General features: G+C 43.1%; 11 protein-coding genes, 2 tRNA genes and 3 rRNA genes. 14 read left to right on the top strand and 2 right to left on the bottom strand.

Features of this window, described 5'->3' with window-relative positions:
• Positions 1–45: 45 nt before the first annotated feature.
• Positions 46–990 carry a chemotaxis protein CheV gene (locus PP2015_RS15670; protein WP_058031195.1) on the bottom strand — a complete coding sequence of 315 codons (945 nt, stop codon included), beginning with the start codon at positions 988–990 and terminating at the stop codon, positions 46–48.
• Positions 991–1,161: 171 nt separating this feature from the next.
• On the opposite strand from PP2015_RS15670, the gene PP2015_RS15665 reads away from it, so the two are divergent.
• Positions 1,162–2,226 (top strand): potassium channel family protein, encoded by a 1,065-nt coding sequence (locus tag PP2015_RS15665; protein ID WP_058031672.1) that lies wholly within the window; start codon positions 1,162–1,164, stop codon positions 2,224–2,226.
• Between the two features lie 27 nt (positions 2,227–2,253).
• Here the strand turns inward: PP2015_RS15665 and PP2015_RS15660 are convergent, their stop codons facing one another.
• A complete protein-coding gene (locus tag PP2015_RS15660) occupies positions 2,254–2,721 on the bottom strand; it encodes an EVE domain-containing protein (protein ID WP_058031194.1) in 468 nt (155 codons plus the stop codon).
• A 125-nt stretch (positions 2,722–2,846) separates the two neighbouring features.
• On the opposite strand from PP2015_RS15660, the gene tesB reads away from it, so the two are divergent.
• The 13 genes from tesB to PP2015_RS15590 all read left to right on the top strand — a co-directional run bounded on the left by tesB (position 2,847) and on the right by PP2015_RS15590 (position 15,944).
• Positions 2,847–3,710: an acyl-CoA thioesterase II gene (gene tesB / locus PP2015_RS15655; protein ID WP_058031193.1), complete on the top strand. Its 864-nt coding sequence runs from the start codon at positions 2,847–2,849 to the stop codon at positions 3,708–3,710.
• Between the two features lie 489 nt (positions 3,711–4,199).
• Positions 4,200–5,732 (top strand): 16S ribosomal RNA (locus PP2015_RS15650).
• Positions 5,733–5,808: 76 nt separating this feature from the next.
• Positions 5,809–5,885, top strand: a tRNA-Ile gene (locus tag PP2015_RS15645).
• Positions 5,886–5,996: 111 nt separating this feature from the next.
• A tRNA-Ala gene (locus tag PP2015_RS15640) sits at positions 5,997–6,072 on the top strand.
• 254 nt (positions 6,073–6,326) lie between these two features.
• Positions 6,327–9,208, top strand: a 23S ribosomal RNA gene (locus tag PP2015_RS15635).
• A 94-nt stretch (positions 9,209–9,302) separates the two neighbouring features.
• Positions 9,303–9,416 (top strand): 5S ribosomal RNA (rrf, locus tag PP2015_RS15630).
• Together the 16S, 23S and 5S rRNA genes with 2 tRNA genes alongside form the textbook arrangement of a ribosomal RNA operon.
• A 284-nt stretch (positions 9,417–9,700) precedes the next feature.
• Positions 9,701–10,318, top strand: a complete 618-nt coding sequence (gene lexA / locus PP2015_RS15620; protein ID WP_058031191.1) for a transcriptional repressor LexA — start codon at positions 9,701–9,703, stop codon at positions 10,316–10,318.
• A 251-nt stretch (positions 10,319–10,569) separates the two neighbouring features.
• Positions 10,570–11,709 (top strand): cytochrome c oxidase subunit II, encoded by a 1,140-nt coding sequence (gene coxB, locus PP2015_RS15615; RefSeq protein ID WP_058031190.1) that lies wholly within the window; start codon positions 10,570–10,572, stop codon positions 11,707–11,709.
• Between the two features lie 2 nt (positions 11,710–11,711).
• Positions 11,712–13,292: a cytochrome c oxidase subunit I gene (ctaD, locus tag PP2015_RS15610; RefSeq protein ID WP_058031189.1), complete on the top strand. Its 1,581-nt coding sequence runs from the start codon at positions 11,712–11,714 to the stop codon at positions 13,290–13,292.
• 1 nt (position 13,293) lies between these two features.
• A complete protein-coding gene (locus PP2015_RS15605; protein ID WP_058031188.1) occupies positions 13,294–13,845 on the top strand; it encodes a cytochrome c oxidase assembly protein in 552 nt (183 codons plus the stop codon).
• Positions 13,846–13,853: 8 nt separating this feature from the next.
• Positions 13,854–14,723 carry a cytochrome c oxidase subunit 3 gene (locus tag PP2015_RS15600; RefSeq protein ID WP_058031187.1) on the top strand — a complete coding sequence of 290 codons (870 nt, stop codon included), beginning with the start codon at positions 13,854–13,856 and terminating at the stop codon, positions 14,721–14,723.
• A gap of 20 nt (positions 14,724–14,743) precedes the next feature.
• Positions 14,744–15,466 carry an SURF1 family protein gene (locus PP2015_RS15595; RefSeq protein ID WP_058031186.1) on the top strand — a complete coding sequence of 241 codons (723 nt, stop codon included), beginning with the start codon at positions 14,744–14,746 and terminating at the stop codon, positions 15,464–15,466.
• Positions 15,456–15,944, top strand: coding sequence for a hypothetical protein (locus PP2015_RS15590; protein ID WP_058031185.1), 489 nt, complete (start codon positions 15,456–15,458; stop codon positions 15,942–15,944). Before PP2015_RS15595 ends, PP2015_RS15590 begins: the two co-directional genes overlap by 11 nt.
• The last annotated feature ends 3 nt before the right edge of the window (positions 15,945–15,947 follow it).

Genomic DNA, 15,947 nt, shown 5'->3' with positions numbered 1-15,947 from the left:
TATTATTAATAAAAAAACGAGATGAAAACTGTATAAATAAACAGTTTATTGAGTAATATACTCTTTTAAACGGTTCTGAACTTCTTCAACTAATAAGTCAGGTTGGAATTTAGATAGAAACGCATTACAACCTACTTTTTCAACCATAGCTTGGTTAAAGCTGCCACTAAGCGACGTATTCAAAATGACATAAAGATCTTTTAGGCGGGTGTCATTTCTGATCTCATAGGTAAGTCGATAGCCATCCATCACAGGCATCTCAGCATCGGTGATCACCGCAAGGATTTCTTTTGTGACATCTCTACCTTCGTCAGCCCAGCGCTTAAGAATATCAAGTGCAGCTTGACCATCGGTTGCAGGTATAATTTCAATCCCCAGCTGGGCTAGTGTGTCCGACACTTGGCGACGTGCAGTTGGAGAATCATCGGCATGAAGAATTTTCTTACCTTGGAATTCAGGCAGCATTGACTCATCCAAGACATCTTCAGAAATTTGTATGTCATAGCTGATAATCTCAGCTAGTACTTTTTCAACGTCAATTATTTCAACTAGATGTTCTTGGCCATCGCGCTTTAATTTTGTAAAGGCAGTAAGATAATGGTTCTTACCCACAGAACTAGGTGGTGGCATTATGTCTGACCAAGTGGTATTGACGATTTGATCGACTTTACCAACTAGGAAAGCTTGAACTGTTCGGTTGTATTCTGTGATGACTAGATTGCAGTCATCATCACGCTGACATTCAGGTAAATTGATTGCTCTTCGAAGGTCAATAACTGGAATGGATTCTCCCCTAATATTAGTCACACCACACACTTTAGGATGTGCATTTGGCATGATATTGAGATGGGGTAACTTAACGACCTCTTTAACCTTAAAAACATTTAAAGCGAATAGGTGTCGGCTATGTAAATGAAATAACAGCAGTTCTAGTCGGTTTTCACCCACTAACTGAGTTCTTTGATCTACAGAAGCTAAAACACCAGCCATGTCGTTATCCTTTTATAGAAGATAAATTTAGTATACCTGACAAAAGAGAGAAATCTAATAAACCTGATTATGTATTGGTACAAGTCTATCTTAGATTTATTGAAAGTGGTATTTGCAAGCACATGGATATCGCGTATTGTGACAATATCATTGAATTCAATTATTTTAGCTATGCCTTTGTATTTTAAAAAACTAGCTATGCTCTTGAGAGCACATATAGACAGAGCTAGTTGGCAGTTATTAATGACAGTAACAGTGTTGCATATAGCTGTGACTTGGCTACTTCTTCTTGCTGCAAACGAAACTGAGCTATTAGGGCTCAATACCTATTTTTATTATTATGTTGTGACCACCTCAACAGTAGGGTACGGCGACATGAGTGCAGTAACCCCTATGGGTCGTTGGGTAGTGGCACTATTTCAAATTCCATTTGGATTAGCACTGTTTGGCGTCTTGCTCGGCAAAGTCGGGCAGTTAGTTACATTTTGGGTAAAAAGAGCAATGACAGGAAATAAAAACTTAGCACACTTAGCTGATCACATCGTTATCTTTGGCTGGCATGAGCAGAGAACAAAAAAGATTGTTGATTACATACTTGCCGATAGTAAAAGAAAAGATCGACAAATCGTACTTGCCGTCAATGATCTCGAAGAGCATCCACTTGCCAACTATTCTGAAGTCGAATTTGCGCATTTAACAAGCTTTACGGAAGAAAAAGAGCTAGAGCGAATTGCTATTTCCCAAGCTGATAAAATCATCATTGATGGCAAAGACGATGATCAGACCTTCACCACTGCACTAATGATAAGTCCATTGATAAAAGAATCGGCACATATTAGCGCGCACTTCATTGATGAGAGTAAAGTGAATTTGCTTCGTACTCATTGTAAAAACGTAGAGTGTTCGAGCACTAAATCAGCGGAGATCTTAGTCCGCGCTATGCAAGATCCTGGTTCCAGTAGAGTGCAAGAGGAATTACTCTCAACTTTACATGGTGATACTCAGTTCAGTGTGCGGTTACCTGAAAATATTGCAGCACTGCCTTTCTCTGCTTTTTTCCATTATTTCAAAGAAAAACACGATGCAATTATTTTGGGGGTTGCCCATGATCTGAACGCGTTTAATATGGATTTGAATCCACCTTTACATTATCAGATTAAAGGCGGTGATATTCTTCACTATATTTCACCTGAGCGCATTCTACCTGCAGAAGTGAAATGGTCAGAAATCAAATAGGCTTTCTGAAGTGAAAATAGCGAGCAATTAAAGCTGCTCGCTATTATGATAATGTTTCAATAATAAAAACTCTTCCTCTGTAACAGGCATGATAGACAATCGGCCTGCTTTTTTGAGGGGTAAGTCGATAATTCTAGGATCTGCCTTAATCTGTTTCAGAGAGATAGGCCTTAACTTTTCTCTAAACTGAACAGTGACACCAAACCATTTTGGGGAGTCTGGCTTAGATTTTTCATCAAAGTAATCACTACTTGGATCGAATTGGTGGGGATCTGGGTGTGCTTCTTCTGTTACTTCTGCGATCCCGACAATTGCAGGCACTTTACAGCTGGAGTGGTAAATAAAGATCTGATCACCTAATTTGACATCATCTCTTAAAAAGTTTCGTGCCTGATAGTTTCTTACACCTTCCCAAAAAGTACTTTGCTCCTGTGCATTCTTTAAATCATCAATAGAAAATGCATCAGGCTCTGTTTTGAATAACCAATAAGCCATAAAAACCTTCAGATTAATATTTTTTAATATTGTTGATGAAATGACAAAGCTGAGCAAGGTAAATACACAATAATCAGATACGTGTAGTATGATTAAATCGTTATGTTGTTTGAGGATGATGAGTTATGAGTCAGGTATTAGAGAATTTACTGTCACTTCTTTCATTAGAAGAAATTGAACAAGGGATTTATAGGGGCCAAAGCCAAGATTTAGGTTTCCCTCAGGTATTTGGTGGTCAGGTAATGGGACAAGCCCTATCAGCAGCCAAATATACGTTGCCAGCAGATCGCTATGTTAATTCTTTGCATTCATACTTTTTACGTCCGGGCGATGCCAGCAAACCAATTGTTTATGATGTTGAAACTATCAGAGATGGGAGAAGCTTCAGTACACGACGTGTTTGTGCAATCCAATATGGTAAACCTATCTTTTATATGACAGCTTCTTTTCAGGGGGATGAAGAGGGGTTATCTCATCAAACAGAGATGCCTGATGTCCCAGCACCAGAAACCCTTAAGTCATCACTTGAGTTTTACCAAGAACATGCAGATCTAATTCCTGAGCAACTTAGAAATAAATTTACCTGCGAAATGCCTATCGAGATGCGTCCGGTAAACTTTCAAAACCCTTTTAAGCCAAAAAGTACTGAAGCTAAAAGGCATGTTTGGTTTAGGGCAAATGGCACAATGCCTGATGACAGACGTATACATAACTACTTATTAGCATATGCGTCAGACTTTGAGTTCTTACCTACGGCGTTGCAGCCGCACGGACTTTCTTTTTTACAACCTAATATGCAAGTTGCAACGATAGATCATGCTATGTGGTTCCATCGTCCATTCAGAATGGATGAATGGTTGCTATATAGTGTCGATAGTCCAAGTGCGAGTGGTGGTCGTGGTTTAGTAAGGGGACAATTCTTTAATAGAAAAGGTGAATTAGTTGCTTCCACCATACAAGAAGGCGTGATGAGACTAAGATCTAACTAGATCTTAGTCTTCAAATGCAAATAACCTGTATTAAATGTTAGCAAAAAGCGACTAAAAACAGGGTTTTGATTTCTTTTTGAGCGGTTGAACACATTTCTTAAAATTAATTGCAAAAAGGGGTTGATCAAAAAAATGATCTCCCTATAATGCGACCCCACTGACACGGGGCGAGACGCTGAAAAGCAAATCAAAACGATGTCGAGTCAAATAAAACTTAATCTTAAATAACTTTTTAAAATTAAGTGTTGACATAAAAAGTGAAGTCGTTATTATGGCGCTCCACTTCGCAGCGAGTCTGCGGTAACTCATCGAGTTACACTGTTCTTTAAAAATATGAAGCAATCATCTGTGTGGGCACTCGTACAGATTGGGTTCTAACAGCTCTTGATTCAGGAGCAAAAAATTTAGAGTCTCAATTTCTTATGAGTGACTATATAGTCAATTTATACAGAATTCATTGAGCACGAATCTTCGGATTCAAAAAACTTTTAATTGAAGAGTTTGATCATGGCTCAGATTGAACGCTGGCGGCAGGCCTAACACATGCAAGTCGAGCGGTAACATTTCTAGCTTGCTAGAAGATGACGAGCGGCGGACGGGTGAGTAATGCTTGGGAATATGCCTTAGGGTGGGGGACAACAGTTGGAAACGACTGCTAATACCGCATAACGTCTACGGACCAAAGGGGGCTTCGGCTCTCGCCCTTAGATTAGCCCAAGTGGGATTAGCTAGTTGGTGAGGTAATGGCTCACCAAGGCGACGATCCCTAGCTGGTTTGAGAGGATGATCAGCCACACTGGAACTGAGACACGGTCCAGACTCCTACGGGAGGCAGCAGTGGGGAATATTGCACAATGGGCGCAAGCCTGATGCAGCCATGCCGCGTGTGTGAAGAAGGCCTTAGGGTTGTAAAGCACTTTCAGTAAGGAGGAAAGGTTAGTAGTTAATACCTGCTAGCTGTGACGTTACTTACAGAAGAAGCACCGGCTAACTCCGTGCCAGCAGCCGCGGTAATACGGAGGGTGCGAGCGTTAATCGGAATTACTGGGCGTAAAGCGTACGCAGGCGGTTTGTTAAGCGAGATGTGAAAGCCCCGGGCTCAACCTGGGAACTGCATTTCGAACTGGCAAACTAGAGTATGATAGAGGGTGGTAGAATTTCAGGTGTAGCGGTGAAATGCGTAGAGATCTGAAGGAATACCGATGGCGAAGGCAGCCACCTGGGTCAATACTGACGCTCATGTACGAAAGCGTGGGGAGCAAACGGGATTAGATACCCCGGTAGTCCACGCCGTAAACGATGTCTACTAGGAGCTGGGGTCTTCGGACAACTTTTCCAAAGCTAACGCATTAAGTAGACCGCCTGGGGAGTACGGCCGCAAGGTTAAAACTCAAATGAATTGACGGGGGCCCGCACAAGCGGTGGAGCATGTGGTTTAATTCGATGCAACGCGAAGAACCTTACCTACACTTGACATACAGAGAACTTACTAGAGATAGTTTGGTGCCTTCGGGAACTCTGATACAGGTGCTGCATGGCTGTCGTCAGCTCGTGTTGTGAGATGTTGGGTTAAGTCCCGCAACGAGCGCAACCCCTATCCTTAGTTGCCAGCGATTCGGTCGGGAACTCTAAGGAGACTGCCGGTGATAAACCGGAGGAAGGTGGGGACGACGTCAAGTCATCATGGCCCTTACGTGTAGGGCTACACACGTGCTACAATGGCGCATACAGAGTGCTGCAAGCTCGCGAGAGTTAGCGAATCACTTAAAGTGCGTCGTAGTCCGGATTGGAGTCTGCAACTCGACTCCATGAAGTCGGAATCGCTAGTAATCGCGGATCAGAATGCCGCGGTGAATACGTTCCCGGGCCTTGTACACACCGCCCGTCACACCATGGGAGTGGGTTGCTCCAGAAGTAGGTAGCTTAACCTTAGGGAGGGCGCTTACCACGGAGTGATTCATGACTGGGGTGAAGTCGTAACAAGGTAGCCCTAGGGGAACCTGGGGCTGGATCACCTCCTTAACGATTTAGAACAGATTTGTTCGTAGTGTCCACACAGATGATTGTTGAATAGAATTAGAGAACACAAACATTGTTTGGGTCTGTAGCTCAGCTGGTTAGAGCGCACGCCTGATAAGCGTGAGGTCGGTAGTTCAAGTCTACTCAGACCCACCACTTCTTCTCGATGCTGCGTTATAAAGCTCGTCGTTTAGTCGAACTAAACTTCCTCGCTTTATGCCTTGCCTCAAAAAGAAGCTCGGTCAAACAATGTATTCCTAGTAATGTGGGGCTATAGCTCAGCTGGGAGAGCGCCTGCCTTGCACGCAGGAGGTCAGCAGTTCGATCCTGCTTAGCTCCACCACTTTACTACTTACTCCTCATAGATAAATGCTTTGACTTCAGAGTCTTTAACTCTGAGAAGTAATTCTCTTGCTCTTTAAAAATTTGGAAAAGCTGATAATTAATTCTTTTAGAAGAAATTCTAAAAAGAGTTTTCAAAAGTAAAACAATGCCGATAAACATTTAATTGTTTATTAGCGTCTACTTTAGTATTCAATATTAACTTCTGGCGAAGTTAAAACTGTCTTTGACGATACAAACCATTTTGGGTTGTATGGTTAAGTGACTAAGCGTACACGGTGGATGCCTTGGCAGTTGGAGGCGATGAAGGACGTACTAACTTGCGATAAGCCTAGTCAAGCCAGTAAGAGGCGCTTGAGACTAGGATTTCCGAATGGGGAAACCCACCTGCTTGCAGGTATCGTTAACTGAATACATAGGTTAACGAGGCGAACGCGGAGAACTGAAACATCTAAGTACCCGTAGGAAAAGAAATCAACCGAGATTCCGAAAGTAGCGGCGAGCGAAATCGGACTAGCCCTTAAGCTTTAGTGTAGTTAGTGGAACATTCTGGAAAGTTTGACGATACAGGGTGACAGTCCCGTACACAAAAACTTATCTAAAGTGAAATCGAGTAGGTCGGAGCACGTGAAACTTTGACTGAATATAGGTGGACCATCATCTAAGGCTAAATACTCCCAACTGACCGATAGTGAACCAGTACCGTGAGGGAAAGGCGAAAAGAACCCCTGTGAGGGGAGTGAAATAGAACCTGAAACCGTGTACGTACAAGCAGTAGGAGCCCCTCGAGGGTGACTGCGTACCTTTTGTATAATGGGTCAGCGACTTATATTTTGTAGCGAGGTTAACCGTTTAGGGTAGCCGTAGCGAAAGCGAGTCTTAACTGGGCGTTGAGTTGCAAGGTATAGACCCGAAACCCGGTGATCTAGCCATGGGCAGGTTGAAGGTTGAGTAACATCAACTGGAGGACCGAACCCACTAACGTTGAAAAGTTAGGGGATGACCTGTGGCTTGGAGTGAAAGGCTAATCAAACCGGGAGATAGCTGGTTCTCCCCGAAATCTATTTAGGTAGAGCCTCGGACGAATACTTACGGGGGTAGAGCACTGTTAAGGCTAGGGGGTCATCCCGACTTACCAACCCTTTGCAAACTCCGAATACCGTAAAGTAATATCCGGGAGACACACGGTGGGTGCTAACGTCCATCGTGGAGAGGGAAACAACCCAGACCGTCAGCTAAGGTCCCAAAGTGTATGTTAAGTGGGAAACGATGTGGGAAGGCTAAAACAGCTAGGAGGTTGGCTTAGAAGCAGCCATCCTTTAAAGAAAGCGTAATAGCTCACTAGTCGAGTCGGCCTGCGCGGAAGATGTAACGGGGCTAAACATACCACCGAAGCTACGGCTGCATACATTAGTATGCGGGGTAGGGGAGCGTTCTGTAAGTGGCTGAAGGTGTGCCGGGAGGCATGCTGGACATATCAGAAGTGCGAATGCTGACATGAGTAACGATAATGCGGGTGAAAAACCCGCACGCCGGAAGACCAAGGGTTCCTATCCCATGTTAATCAGGGTAGGGTAAGTCGACCCCTAAGGCGAGGCTGAAGAGCGTAGTCGATGGGAAACGGGTTAATATTCCCGTACTTGGTATAATTGCGATGGGGGGACGGAGCAGGCTAAGCAAGCATGGCGTTGGTTGTCCATGTGAAAGTGAGTAGGCTGAGAACTTAGGCAAATCCGGGTTCTTAAGGCTGAGACACGAGACGAGTTTCTACGGAAATGAAGTTGCTGATGCCCTACTTCCAGGAAAAGCCTCTAAGCTTCAGATTATACCGAATCGTACCCCAAACCGACACAGGTGGTCAGGTAGAGAATACTAAGGCGCTTGAGAGAACTCGGGTGAAGGAACTAGGCAAAATTGTACCGTAACTTCGGGAGAAGGTACGCTCCTATCTGTGATGAGATTTACTCTCTAAGCGGACGGGAGCCGCAGTGACCAGGTGGCTGGGACTGTTTATTAAAAACACAGCACTGTGCAAAATCGTAAGATGACGTATACGGTGTGACACCTGCCCGGTGCCGGAAGGTTAATTGATGGGGTTAGCTTAGGCGAAGCTCTTGATCGAAGCCCCGGTAAACGGCGGCCGTAACTATAACGGTCCTAAGGTAGCGAAATTCCTTGTCGGGTAAGTTCCGACCTGCACGAATGGTGTAACCATGGCCACGCTGTCTCCACCCGAGACTCAGTGAAATTGAAATCGCAGTGAAGATGCTGTGTACCCGCGGCTAGACGGAAAGACCCCGTGAACCTTTACTACAGCTTGGCACTGAACATTGAGCCTACATGTGTAGGATAGGTGGGAGGCTTTGAAGCAGCGTCGCTAGATGTTGTGGAGCCATCCTTGAAATACCACCCTTGTATGTTTGATGTTCTAACATAGGCCCCTAATCGGGGTTGTGGACAGTGCCTGGTGGGTAGTTTGACTGGGGCGGTCTCCTCCCAAAGAGTAACGGAGGAGCACGAAGGTTGGCTAAGTACGGTCGGACATCGTACGGTTAGTGTAATGGTAGAAGCCAGCTTAACTGCGAGACAGACACGTCGAGCAGGTACGAAAGTAGGTCATAGTGATCCGGTGGTTCTGAATGGAAGGGCCATCGCTCAACGGATAAAAGGTACTCCGGGGATAACAGGCTGATACCGCCCAAGAGTTCATATCGACGGCGGTGTTTGGCACCTCGATGTCGGCTCATCACATCCTGGGGCTGAAGTCGGTCCCAAGGGTATGGCTGTTCGCCATTTAAAGTGGTACGCGAGCTGGGTTTAGAACGTCGTGAGACAGTTCGGTCCCTATCTGCCGTGGGCGTTTGAGAATTGAGAGGGGCTGCTCCTAGTACGAGAGGACCGGAGTGGACGAACCGCTGGTGTTCGGGTTGTGATGCCAATTGCATTGCCCGGTAGCTACGTTCGGAATCGATAACCGCTGAAAGCATCTAAGCGGGAAGCGAGCCTCGAGATGAGTTCTCACTTTAACTTTAAGTTAACTGAAGGGCCGTTGGAGACTACAACGTTGATAGGCTGGGTGTGGAAGTGTAGTGATACATTAAGCTAACCAGTACTAATTACCCGTGAGGCTTAACCATACAACGCCAAAGTGGTTTTAGCTCAGAAGCTAATATGAACTAAAGTAGAAAGTTTTAGAATTATCAGATTTTTTCCAGATTTTAACCAAATTTGCTTGGTGACCATAGCGTTTTGGAACCACCTGATTCCATGCCGAACTCAGAAGTGAAACGAAACAGCGTCGATGATAGTGTGGGTCTCCCATGTGAAAGTAGAACATTGCCAAGCACCTATTTAAAGAAAGCCCGATTCGAAAGAGTCGGGCTTTTTTGCTTTAAGTCCCTCTGCAATTGCTAAAATAGCTAACTGCACCTTGCTCAAAAGAAGCGCTCTCACTGCGTTCGCTGTCGCTAGCCTTTTACACCTTTCTTGCGCAAAGCAAACGTATTCGCTTCGCTCATTGTCGTTAACACTTTGCACTTAATTGCATTAAATCTATCCAGATTTAGTTTGCCATTTTTAGATAACTGTATATACTCACAGTATCTTTACCTGTATGGAAAACCAGTTGTATGCGACCACTAACGAAACGACAAGAACAAGTATTTGAACTCATCAAAGTCTTCATCAAAGATACAGGTATGCCTCCTACTCGTGTTGAAATAGCAGATGCGCTTGGTTTTAAAAGTGCAAATGCGGCCGAAGAACATTTGAAAGCCTTAGCTAAGAAAGGGGTAATAGAAATGGTGCCAGGGGCTAGCCGTGGTATACGTTTAGTTGATGATGGCTCTTCTGAAGATGCTGGCCTCCCTTTGATTGGTAAAGTTGCTGCTGGTGAGCCTATTCTGGCTCAAGAGCATATCGAAAGTCATTACGAGGTTGATCCAAGTTTATTTAAGCCAGCTGCTGATTACCTATTACGTGTTGACGGAATGAGTATGAAAGATATCGGCATTCTTGATGGCGATCTTTTGGCAGTGCATAAAGCTCAAGTGGCTCAAAACGGTCAAGTTGTTGTTGCGAGAGTCGATAACGATGTAACCGTTAAGAGGTTAGAGCAAAAAGGACGTAAAGTGCTATTGCACGCTGAAAATGAAGAGTTTCCTCCAATTGAAGTTGATCTTGAGCATGAATCTTTTGCCATTGAAGGCCTTGCTGTCGGCGTCATAAGAAATTCGAATTGGATGTAACATCAATCATGTTATTACAATAGGTTAGCTGATCTTTTCTTACTTTTTCTCCAATCAGCTAACCAGATCTCTTCTTGTTTTCCATTTTTATATACCAAATTCTTCTATTTACCTTTCTTGCTAATTGTTTATTTATTGACTAATTGTTAATAGGTCATGTATTGCCTTCGACTTTAGTCGGATCCTATGACGGTCATCCAATAATTCTAACTGCGGACTTCTTTGCTGAAGTCGATAAATGGGGGCGTCGTATGAGAATAAGTAAATTTGCTTATTTGCTTACTTTTTTGTTGCTAAGTCCACTTACACTAGCCAGTAGTGACTACAACATGAGAAAAGGGGTCACTGATGTAAGTCATAGTGTGTATGAACTACATATGACCATCTTTCTTATCTGTTGTGTCATTGGTCTTATTGTATTTTCTGTGATGTTTTGGGCGCTAATAAAACACAGAAAGTCTAAGGGAGCTGTTGCTGCACAGTTTCATGAAAGTACCAAAGTAGAAATTGTTTGGACGGCAATTCCTTTTCTCATTCTTGTTATTATGGCAATTCCAGCAACGAAGACTTTGATTGCTATGGAAGATACCAGCAAGGCTGACATAACAATCAAGGTCACTGGGTCGCAGTGGAAATGGCATTATGAATACCTTGGACATGACGTCGATTTCTTTTCTGTTTTATCTACTCCTTTATCTCAGGTTAACAATGAGGAAGAAAAAACTGAGACCTACCTATTGGATGTAGATAAACCGCTGGTAATACCTACAAATAAAAAAGTGAGATTTCTCATGACGTCAGATGACGTTATCCATTCATGGTGGGTACCAGATTTTGCAGTTAAGAAAGATGCTAACCCAGGCTTTATCAATGAAGCATGGACAAAAGTAAATGAAGAAGGTATTTACCGCGGTCAATGCGCTGAGTTGTGTGGTAAAGACCATGGCTTTATGCCTGTTGTAGTAGAAGCTGTCTCACCTGATAAATTCGAACAATGGTTAACTGAACAACAGTTAGCTAAGACCGAAGCTGCCAAAGAAGCAGAAGCACTGCTGTCACAAACTCTAAGTAAAGAAGAACTGATGACGGAAGGTCAAGCTGTGTACATGGGTTATTGTGCTGCATGTCATCAACCTACAGGGTTGGGGCTTCCCGGTGTTTTTCCTGGCCTTAAAGATAATGCCGTTGTTAAAGGGGACTTAGATGAGCACATAGATGTGCTTTTAAATGGTCGTCCGGGCACTGCAATGCAGGCGTTTGCAAAGCAACTTTCAGTAAAACAGATTGCGGCTGTTATTACATATAAACGTAATAGCTGGGGTAATGATACAGGTGAAGTTATTCAGCCTAGTCAAGTTCAAGCATTTATCGATAAAACGTCAGGAGAGTAATCATGAGTACTCAGGTTCAAAGTTCAGAACATGCTCATGAAGAGCATCTTACAGGCATAAAGCGCTGGCTCTTTACGACTAACCATAAAGAAATCGGCTCTCTGTATTTAATCTTTTCTTTAGTGATGTTTTTGATTGGTGGGGCCATGGCCATGGTGATACGGGCTGAACTCTTTCAGCCTGGTTTACAGCTAGTTGATCCGCACTTTTTTAATCAAATGACGACAGTACATGGTTTGATCATGGTGTTTGGTGCTGTTATGCCAGCCTTTACAGGCTTAGCTAATTGGATGATCCCTATGATGATAGGCGCACCAGATATGGCACTGCCAAGAATGAATAACTGGAGTTTTTGGATCTTACCTTTTGCATTTGCAATCTTGCTTGCCTCACTATTTATGGAAGGTGGAGGCCCTGCGTTTGGCTGGACTTTCTATGCGCCGTTATCCACAACATATAGTAACGATAATACGGCACTGTTTGTGTTTGCCGTTCATATCATGGGTATTAGTTCCATTATGGGCGCAATTAATGTCATTGTGACTATAGTCAATTTACGCGCCCCAGGTATGACATGGATGAAGTTACCCCTCTTTGTATGGACTTGGCTAATAACGGCTTTTTTATTGATTGCTGTAATGCCTGTATTGGCTGGCGCTGTCACTATGGTTCTTACCGATAAGTATTTTGGAACTAGTTTCTTTGATGCCGCGGGGGGCGGGGATCCGGTTATGTTCCAGCATATTTTCTGGTTCTTTGGTCATCCTGAAGTTTACATCATGATACTGCCAGCATTTGGCATTATCTCGACCATAGTGCCGACTTTTTCACGGAAAAAGCTATTTGGTTACTCTTCTATGGTATACGCAACCTCTTCTATTGCATTTTTATCTTTTATTGTATGGGCACACCATATGTTTACTACAGGTATGCCATTGGCTGGAGAGCTCTTCTTTATGTATGCGACCATGCTGATATCTGTACCTACGGGAGTCAAGGTCTTTAATTGGGTGGCGACTATGTGGCGTGGCTCGATTAGTTTCGAAATTCCTATGATGTTCTCGATTGCATTCATTGTACTCTTTACTTTAGGTGGCTTCTCAGGGTTGATGCTAGCTATAACCCCTGCTGATTTCCAATACCATGATACTTATTTTGTTGTGGCGCATTTCCATTATGTACTGGTAACAGGGGCTGTATTTTCCATTATGGCTGCAGTTTATTATTGGTTACCTAAATGGACTGGCCACATGTACTGTATTACCACCGCGAAATGGCATTTTTGGATGTCATTAATCAGCGTCAATATTTTATTCTTCCCTATGCACTTTGTAGGCCTTGCTGGCATGCCAAGACGTATACCTGATTATGCTCTTCAGTTTGCGGATTTCAATGCCATCATTAGCATTGGTGGCTTTGCCTTTGGCCTTTCTCAACTCATTTTTGTTTGGTGTGTGTTCAAGTGTGTACGAGGTGGTGAATCGGTGCCAGCTAAAGTGTGGGATGGGGCAGATGGGCTTGAGTGGGAGGTACCTTCTCCAGCACCTTTACATACATTTAGTACCCCTCCAGAGGTGAAATAGTATGCATGCGGCACTTGTTAAGAAACTCATTATTGCTGTTGTAGGCATGTTTGCTTTTGCTTTTGCGCTGGTGCCGCTTTACGACGTCTTTTGTGAAGTAACAGGTTTAAACGGAAAGCCAGATATGGAAGCGGCGCAGGCCAGTAATTTAGTGGATGAATCAAGAATGGTTGATGTGAGTTTTATTACTCAAACCAAGCAAGGCGTGCCGTTTAGCGTAAAAGCAAAACAGTTTTCTGTCGCTGTAAAGCCAGGGGAAATGTCAGAGCTTGTTTTTGTCGCTAAAAACTTAAGTGAATATCAGAGAGTGATGCAGGCAGTACCGTCTGTTTCACCGGGAAAAGCAGCCAAATACTTACATAAAGTAGCTTGCTTTTGCTTTGATAGACAGCCATTCGAACCTAATCAAGAAGTTGAGTTCAAGCTCGTATTTTATGTTGATACAGAGTTACCTCAAGACGTTCAAGAGCTAACCTTATCTTACGCCATTTTTGATATCAGCGATGTCGCGTTAGCGCGTGATGACGCGACAACCGAACCTTACGCAGGTTAGGAGGAATTATGCAATCTCAAAGTTATTATGTGCCCGCCCAAAGCCCTTGGCCAATTATTGGTGCTGTGGCTATGTTCTTTATTGCTGTTGGGGCGGGCCTGACGGTCATGCAATTAGGAAGTGAAGATTTAAGTGGTGTTATCGTATTAGGTTTAGGTGTATTGATACTACTTTATATGCTTTTTGGGTGGTTTAAGCATGTTATCCAAGAGTCAGATAAAGGCTTGTATTCAGCACAAATGGATCGTTCATTCAAGCAAGGTATGAGTTGGTTTATTTTTTCTGAGGTGATGTTCTTTTTTGCATTTTTTGGTGCTTTGCTTTACGCAAGGGTGTTTTCTGTACCTTGGTTAGGGGGAGCGAGTAATAACCAGATGACGAATGAAGTCTTGTGGCCTAATTTTGAAGCAATGTGGCCGCTACTTACAACACCTGCCGGTGATGTAACACAGAGTATGCCATGGTATGGTTTGCCACTTATTAATACTGTTATTCTATTAACTTCTTCAGTTACTCTACATTTTTCACACAAAGCAATGGAGTCTAATAAACGCCAACCGCTTACGATCTTCTTGTTTGTTACTGTAGTACTTGGATTTATATTCTTAGCACTACAAGCTCAAGAGTACGTTCATGCATATGAAGCGCTCAACTTGACGCTGCAGTCAGGTATCTATGGCAATACCTTTTATCTTTTAACTGGGTTTCATGGCATGCATGTCACCATAGGCGCAATTTTATTAACGATTGTATTAATAAGAGTGGCAAAAGGACATTTCTCTGAAGATAAACATTTCGCTTTTCAAGCCGCAGCTTGGTATTGGCATTTTGTCGATGTTGTGTGGGTGTGTTTATTTGTTTTCGTTTACGTTTTATAGGTGCGAAATGAGGGACTTATATGGCTTTAATCAAAGCGCTGCCATGGCAAGCTATAATCATTTGGCTAGTATGCATCACGGTTGTGACAACGTGTCTAGGTTTGTCTTACTGGCAGTTTTCTAGAGCAAAAGAAAAGCAGCTTCAACTTGATGAGTTTAGTCAAGTTGAGTTGACATCGTTTGAGTTTATTCGGGCATTGCAAAACCAGCCTATTGAAAGGCTGCATGGGCAAGCAGTTTCTTTAATGGGAAGAATAGAACAACAATACACCTGGTTTTTAGACAATAGAGTTGTAGATGGACGTGTTGGTGTTGATGTTATTTCTCTTTTTAAAGTTGCGGGTTTAGAGAAGTATCTATTGGTTAATTTAGGGTTTATACCGCTTCAAGGCCGGGGGCAGCCTGAAACACTCTCCTTTGACGAAATTCAAAACTTAAATTTAGTAATAAAAAGCCGCCATTTAGATCACTTTACTTTGGCAAAGTCAGCGCTTGAAGTTCACTCAAAGCGGTTACAGTTTATAGACCATTTGTACTTATCAAATTTAACAGGTAAAGATATTTACCCTGCTATTTTGTATCAATTACCTGACTCAGCAGTCATTGCTGAACCCCACTATCAGCCGGTCGTAATGAGTCCCGAAAAACATCATGCCTATGCATTGCAGTGGTTTTTAATTGCAGTCGCAGCGGCTTTCATCGCATTCAAAGCAACAAGAACAGAGGTGCCAAATGAAGCTTAAACCTATGTGGATGTTTGTTATCTGCTGTATTACGCCATTTATTTTAGCTTATGCAGCAATTCAGACAAACTGGCTTCCTGATAACACAACGAATAAAGGACACCTGCTTAGCAATGATATACAAGTCCCTAATTGGCAGGTAAATGATAATACGCTTTGGAGTATCGGACTATCAGCGCCGGTTGACTGTGGATTGATTTGTACTCAACAAAATCAACGTTTACAAAATGTGTATCAAGCTCTGGGCAAAAAACAGCACAAAGTAAGTCTCGTGATTTTTGGTGAGGCGGAAAGTAATAACATGACTCAGTATCCTGCACTACCAGAGTTGCAAGCTGGATGGCTTTATCTTGTTGATCATCATGGTTTAGTTGTACTTGCTTATCCATACGAAGAAAGCGATCAAAAAAGTAGAGTGTTACATAAAGGATTGTTATCGGATCTAAAAAAACTACTCAATTATGCGCGCAGTAGCTAGGAG

The sequence above is a fragment of the Pseudoalteromonas phenolica genome (assembly GCF_001444405.1).
GTDB lineage: Bacteria > Pseudomonadota > Gammaproteobacteria > Enterobacterales > Alteromonadaceae > Pseudoalteromonas > Pseudoalteromonas phenolica.
This window is presented reverse-complemented; position numbering and strand designations above follow the sequence as displayed.

What these genes read in the sequence shown, in the direction of transcription:
- PP2015_RS15590 (WP_058031185.1), top strand. Translation starts at nt 15,456, where the DNA reads ATGAAGCTTAAACCTATGTGGATGTTTGTTATCTGCTGTATTACGCCA.
- PP2015_RS15600 (WP_058031187.1), top strand. Translation starts at nt 13,854, where the DNA reads ATGCAATCTCAAAGTTATTATGTGCCCGCCCAAAGCCCTTGGCCAATT.
- lexA (WP_058031191.1), top strand. Translation starts at nt 9,701, where the DNA reads ATGCGACCACTAACGAAACGACAAGAACAAGTATTTGAACTCATCAAA.
- PP2015_RS15660 (WP_058031194.1), bottom strand. Translation starts at nt 2,721, where the DNA reads ATGGCTTATTGGTTATTCAAAACAGAGCCTGATGCATTTTCTATTGAT.
- tesB (WP_058031193.1), top strand. Translation starts at nt 2,847, where the DNA reads ATGAGTCAGGTATTAGAGAATTTACTGTCACTTCTTTCATTAGAAGAA.
- PP2015_RS15605 (WP_058031188.1), top strand. Translation starts at nt 13,294, where the DNA reads ATGCATGCGGCACTTGTTAAGAAACTCATTATTGCTGTTGTAGGCATG.
- PP2015_RS15595 (WP_058031186.1), top strand. Translation starts at nt 14,744, where the DNA reads ATGGCTTTAATCAAAGCGCTGCCATGGCAAGCTATAATCATTTGGCTA.
- PP2015_RS15665 (WP_058031672.1), top strand. Translation starts at nt 1,162, where the DNA reads ATGCCTTTGTATTTTAAAAAACTAGCTATGCTCTTGAGAGCACATATA.
- ctaD (WP_058031189.1), top strand. Translation starts at nt 11,712, where the DNA reads ATGAGTACTCAGGTTCAAAGTTCAGAACATGCTCATGAAGAGCATCTT.
- PP2015_RS15670 (WP_058031195.1), bottom strand. Translation starts at nt 990, where the DNA reads ATGGCTGGTGTTTTAGCTTCTGTAGATCAAAGAACTCAGTTAGTGGGT.
- coxB (WP_058031190.1), top strand. Translation starts at nt 10,570, where the DNA reads ATGAGAATAAGTAAATTTGCTTATTTGCTTACTTTTTTGTTGCTAAGT.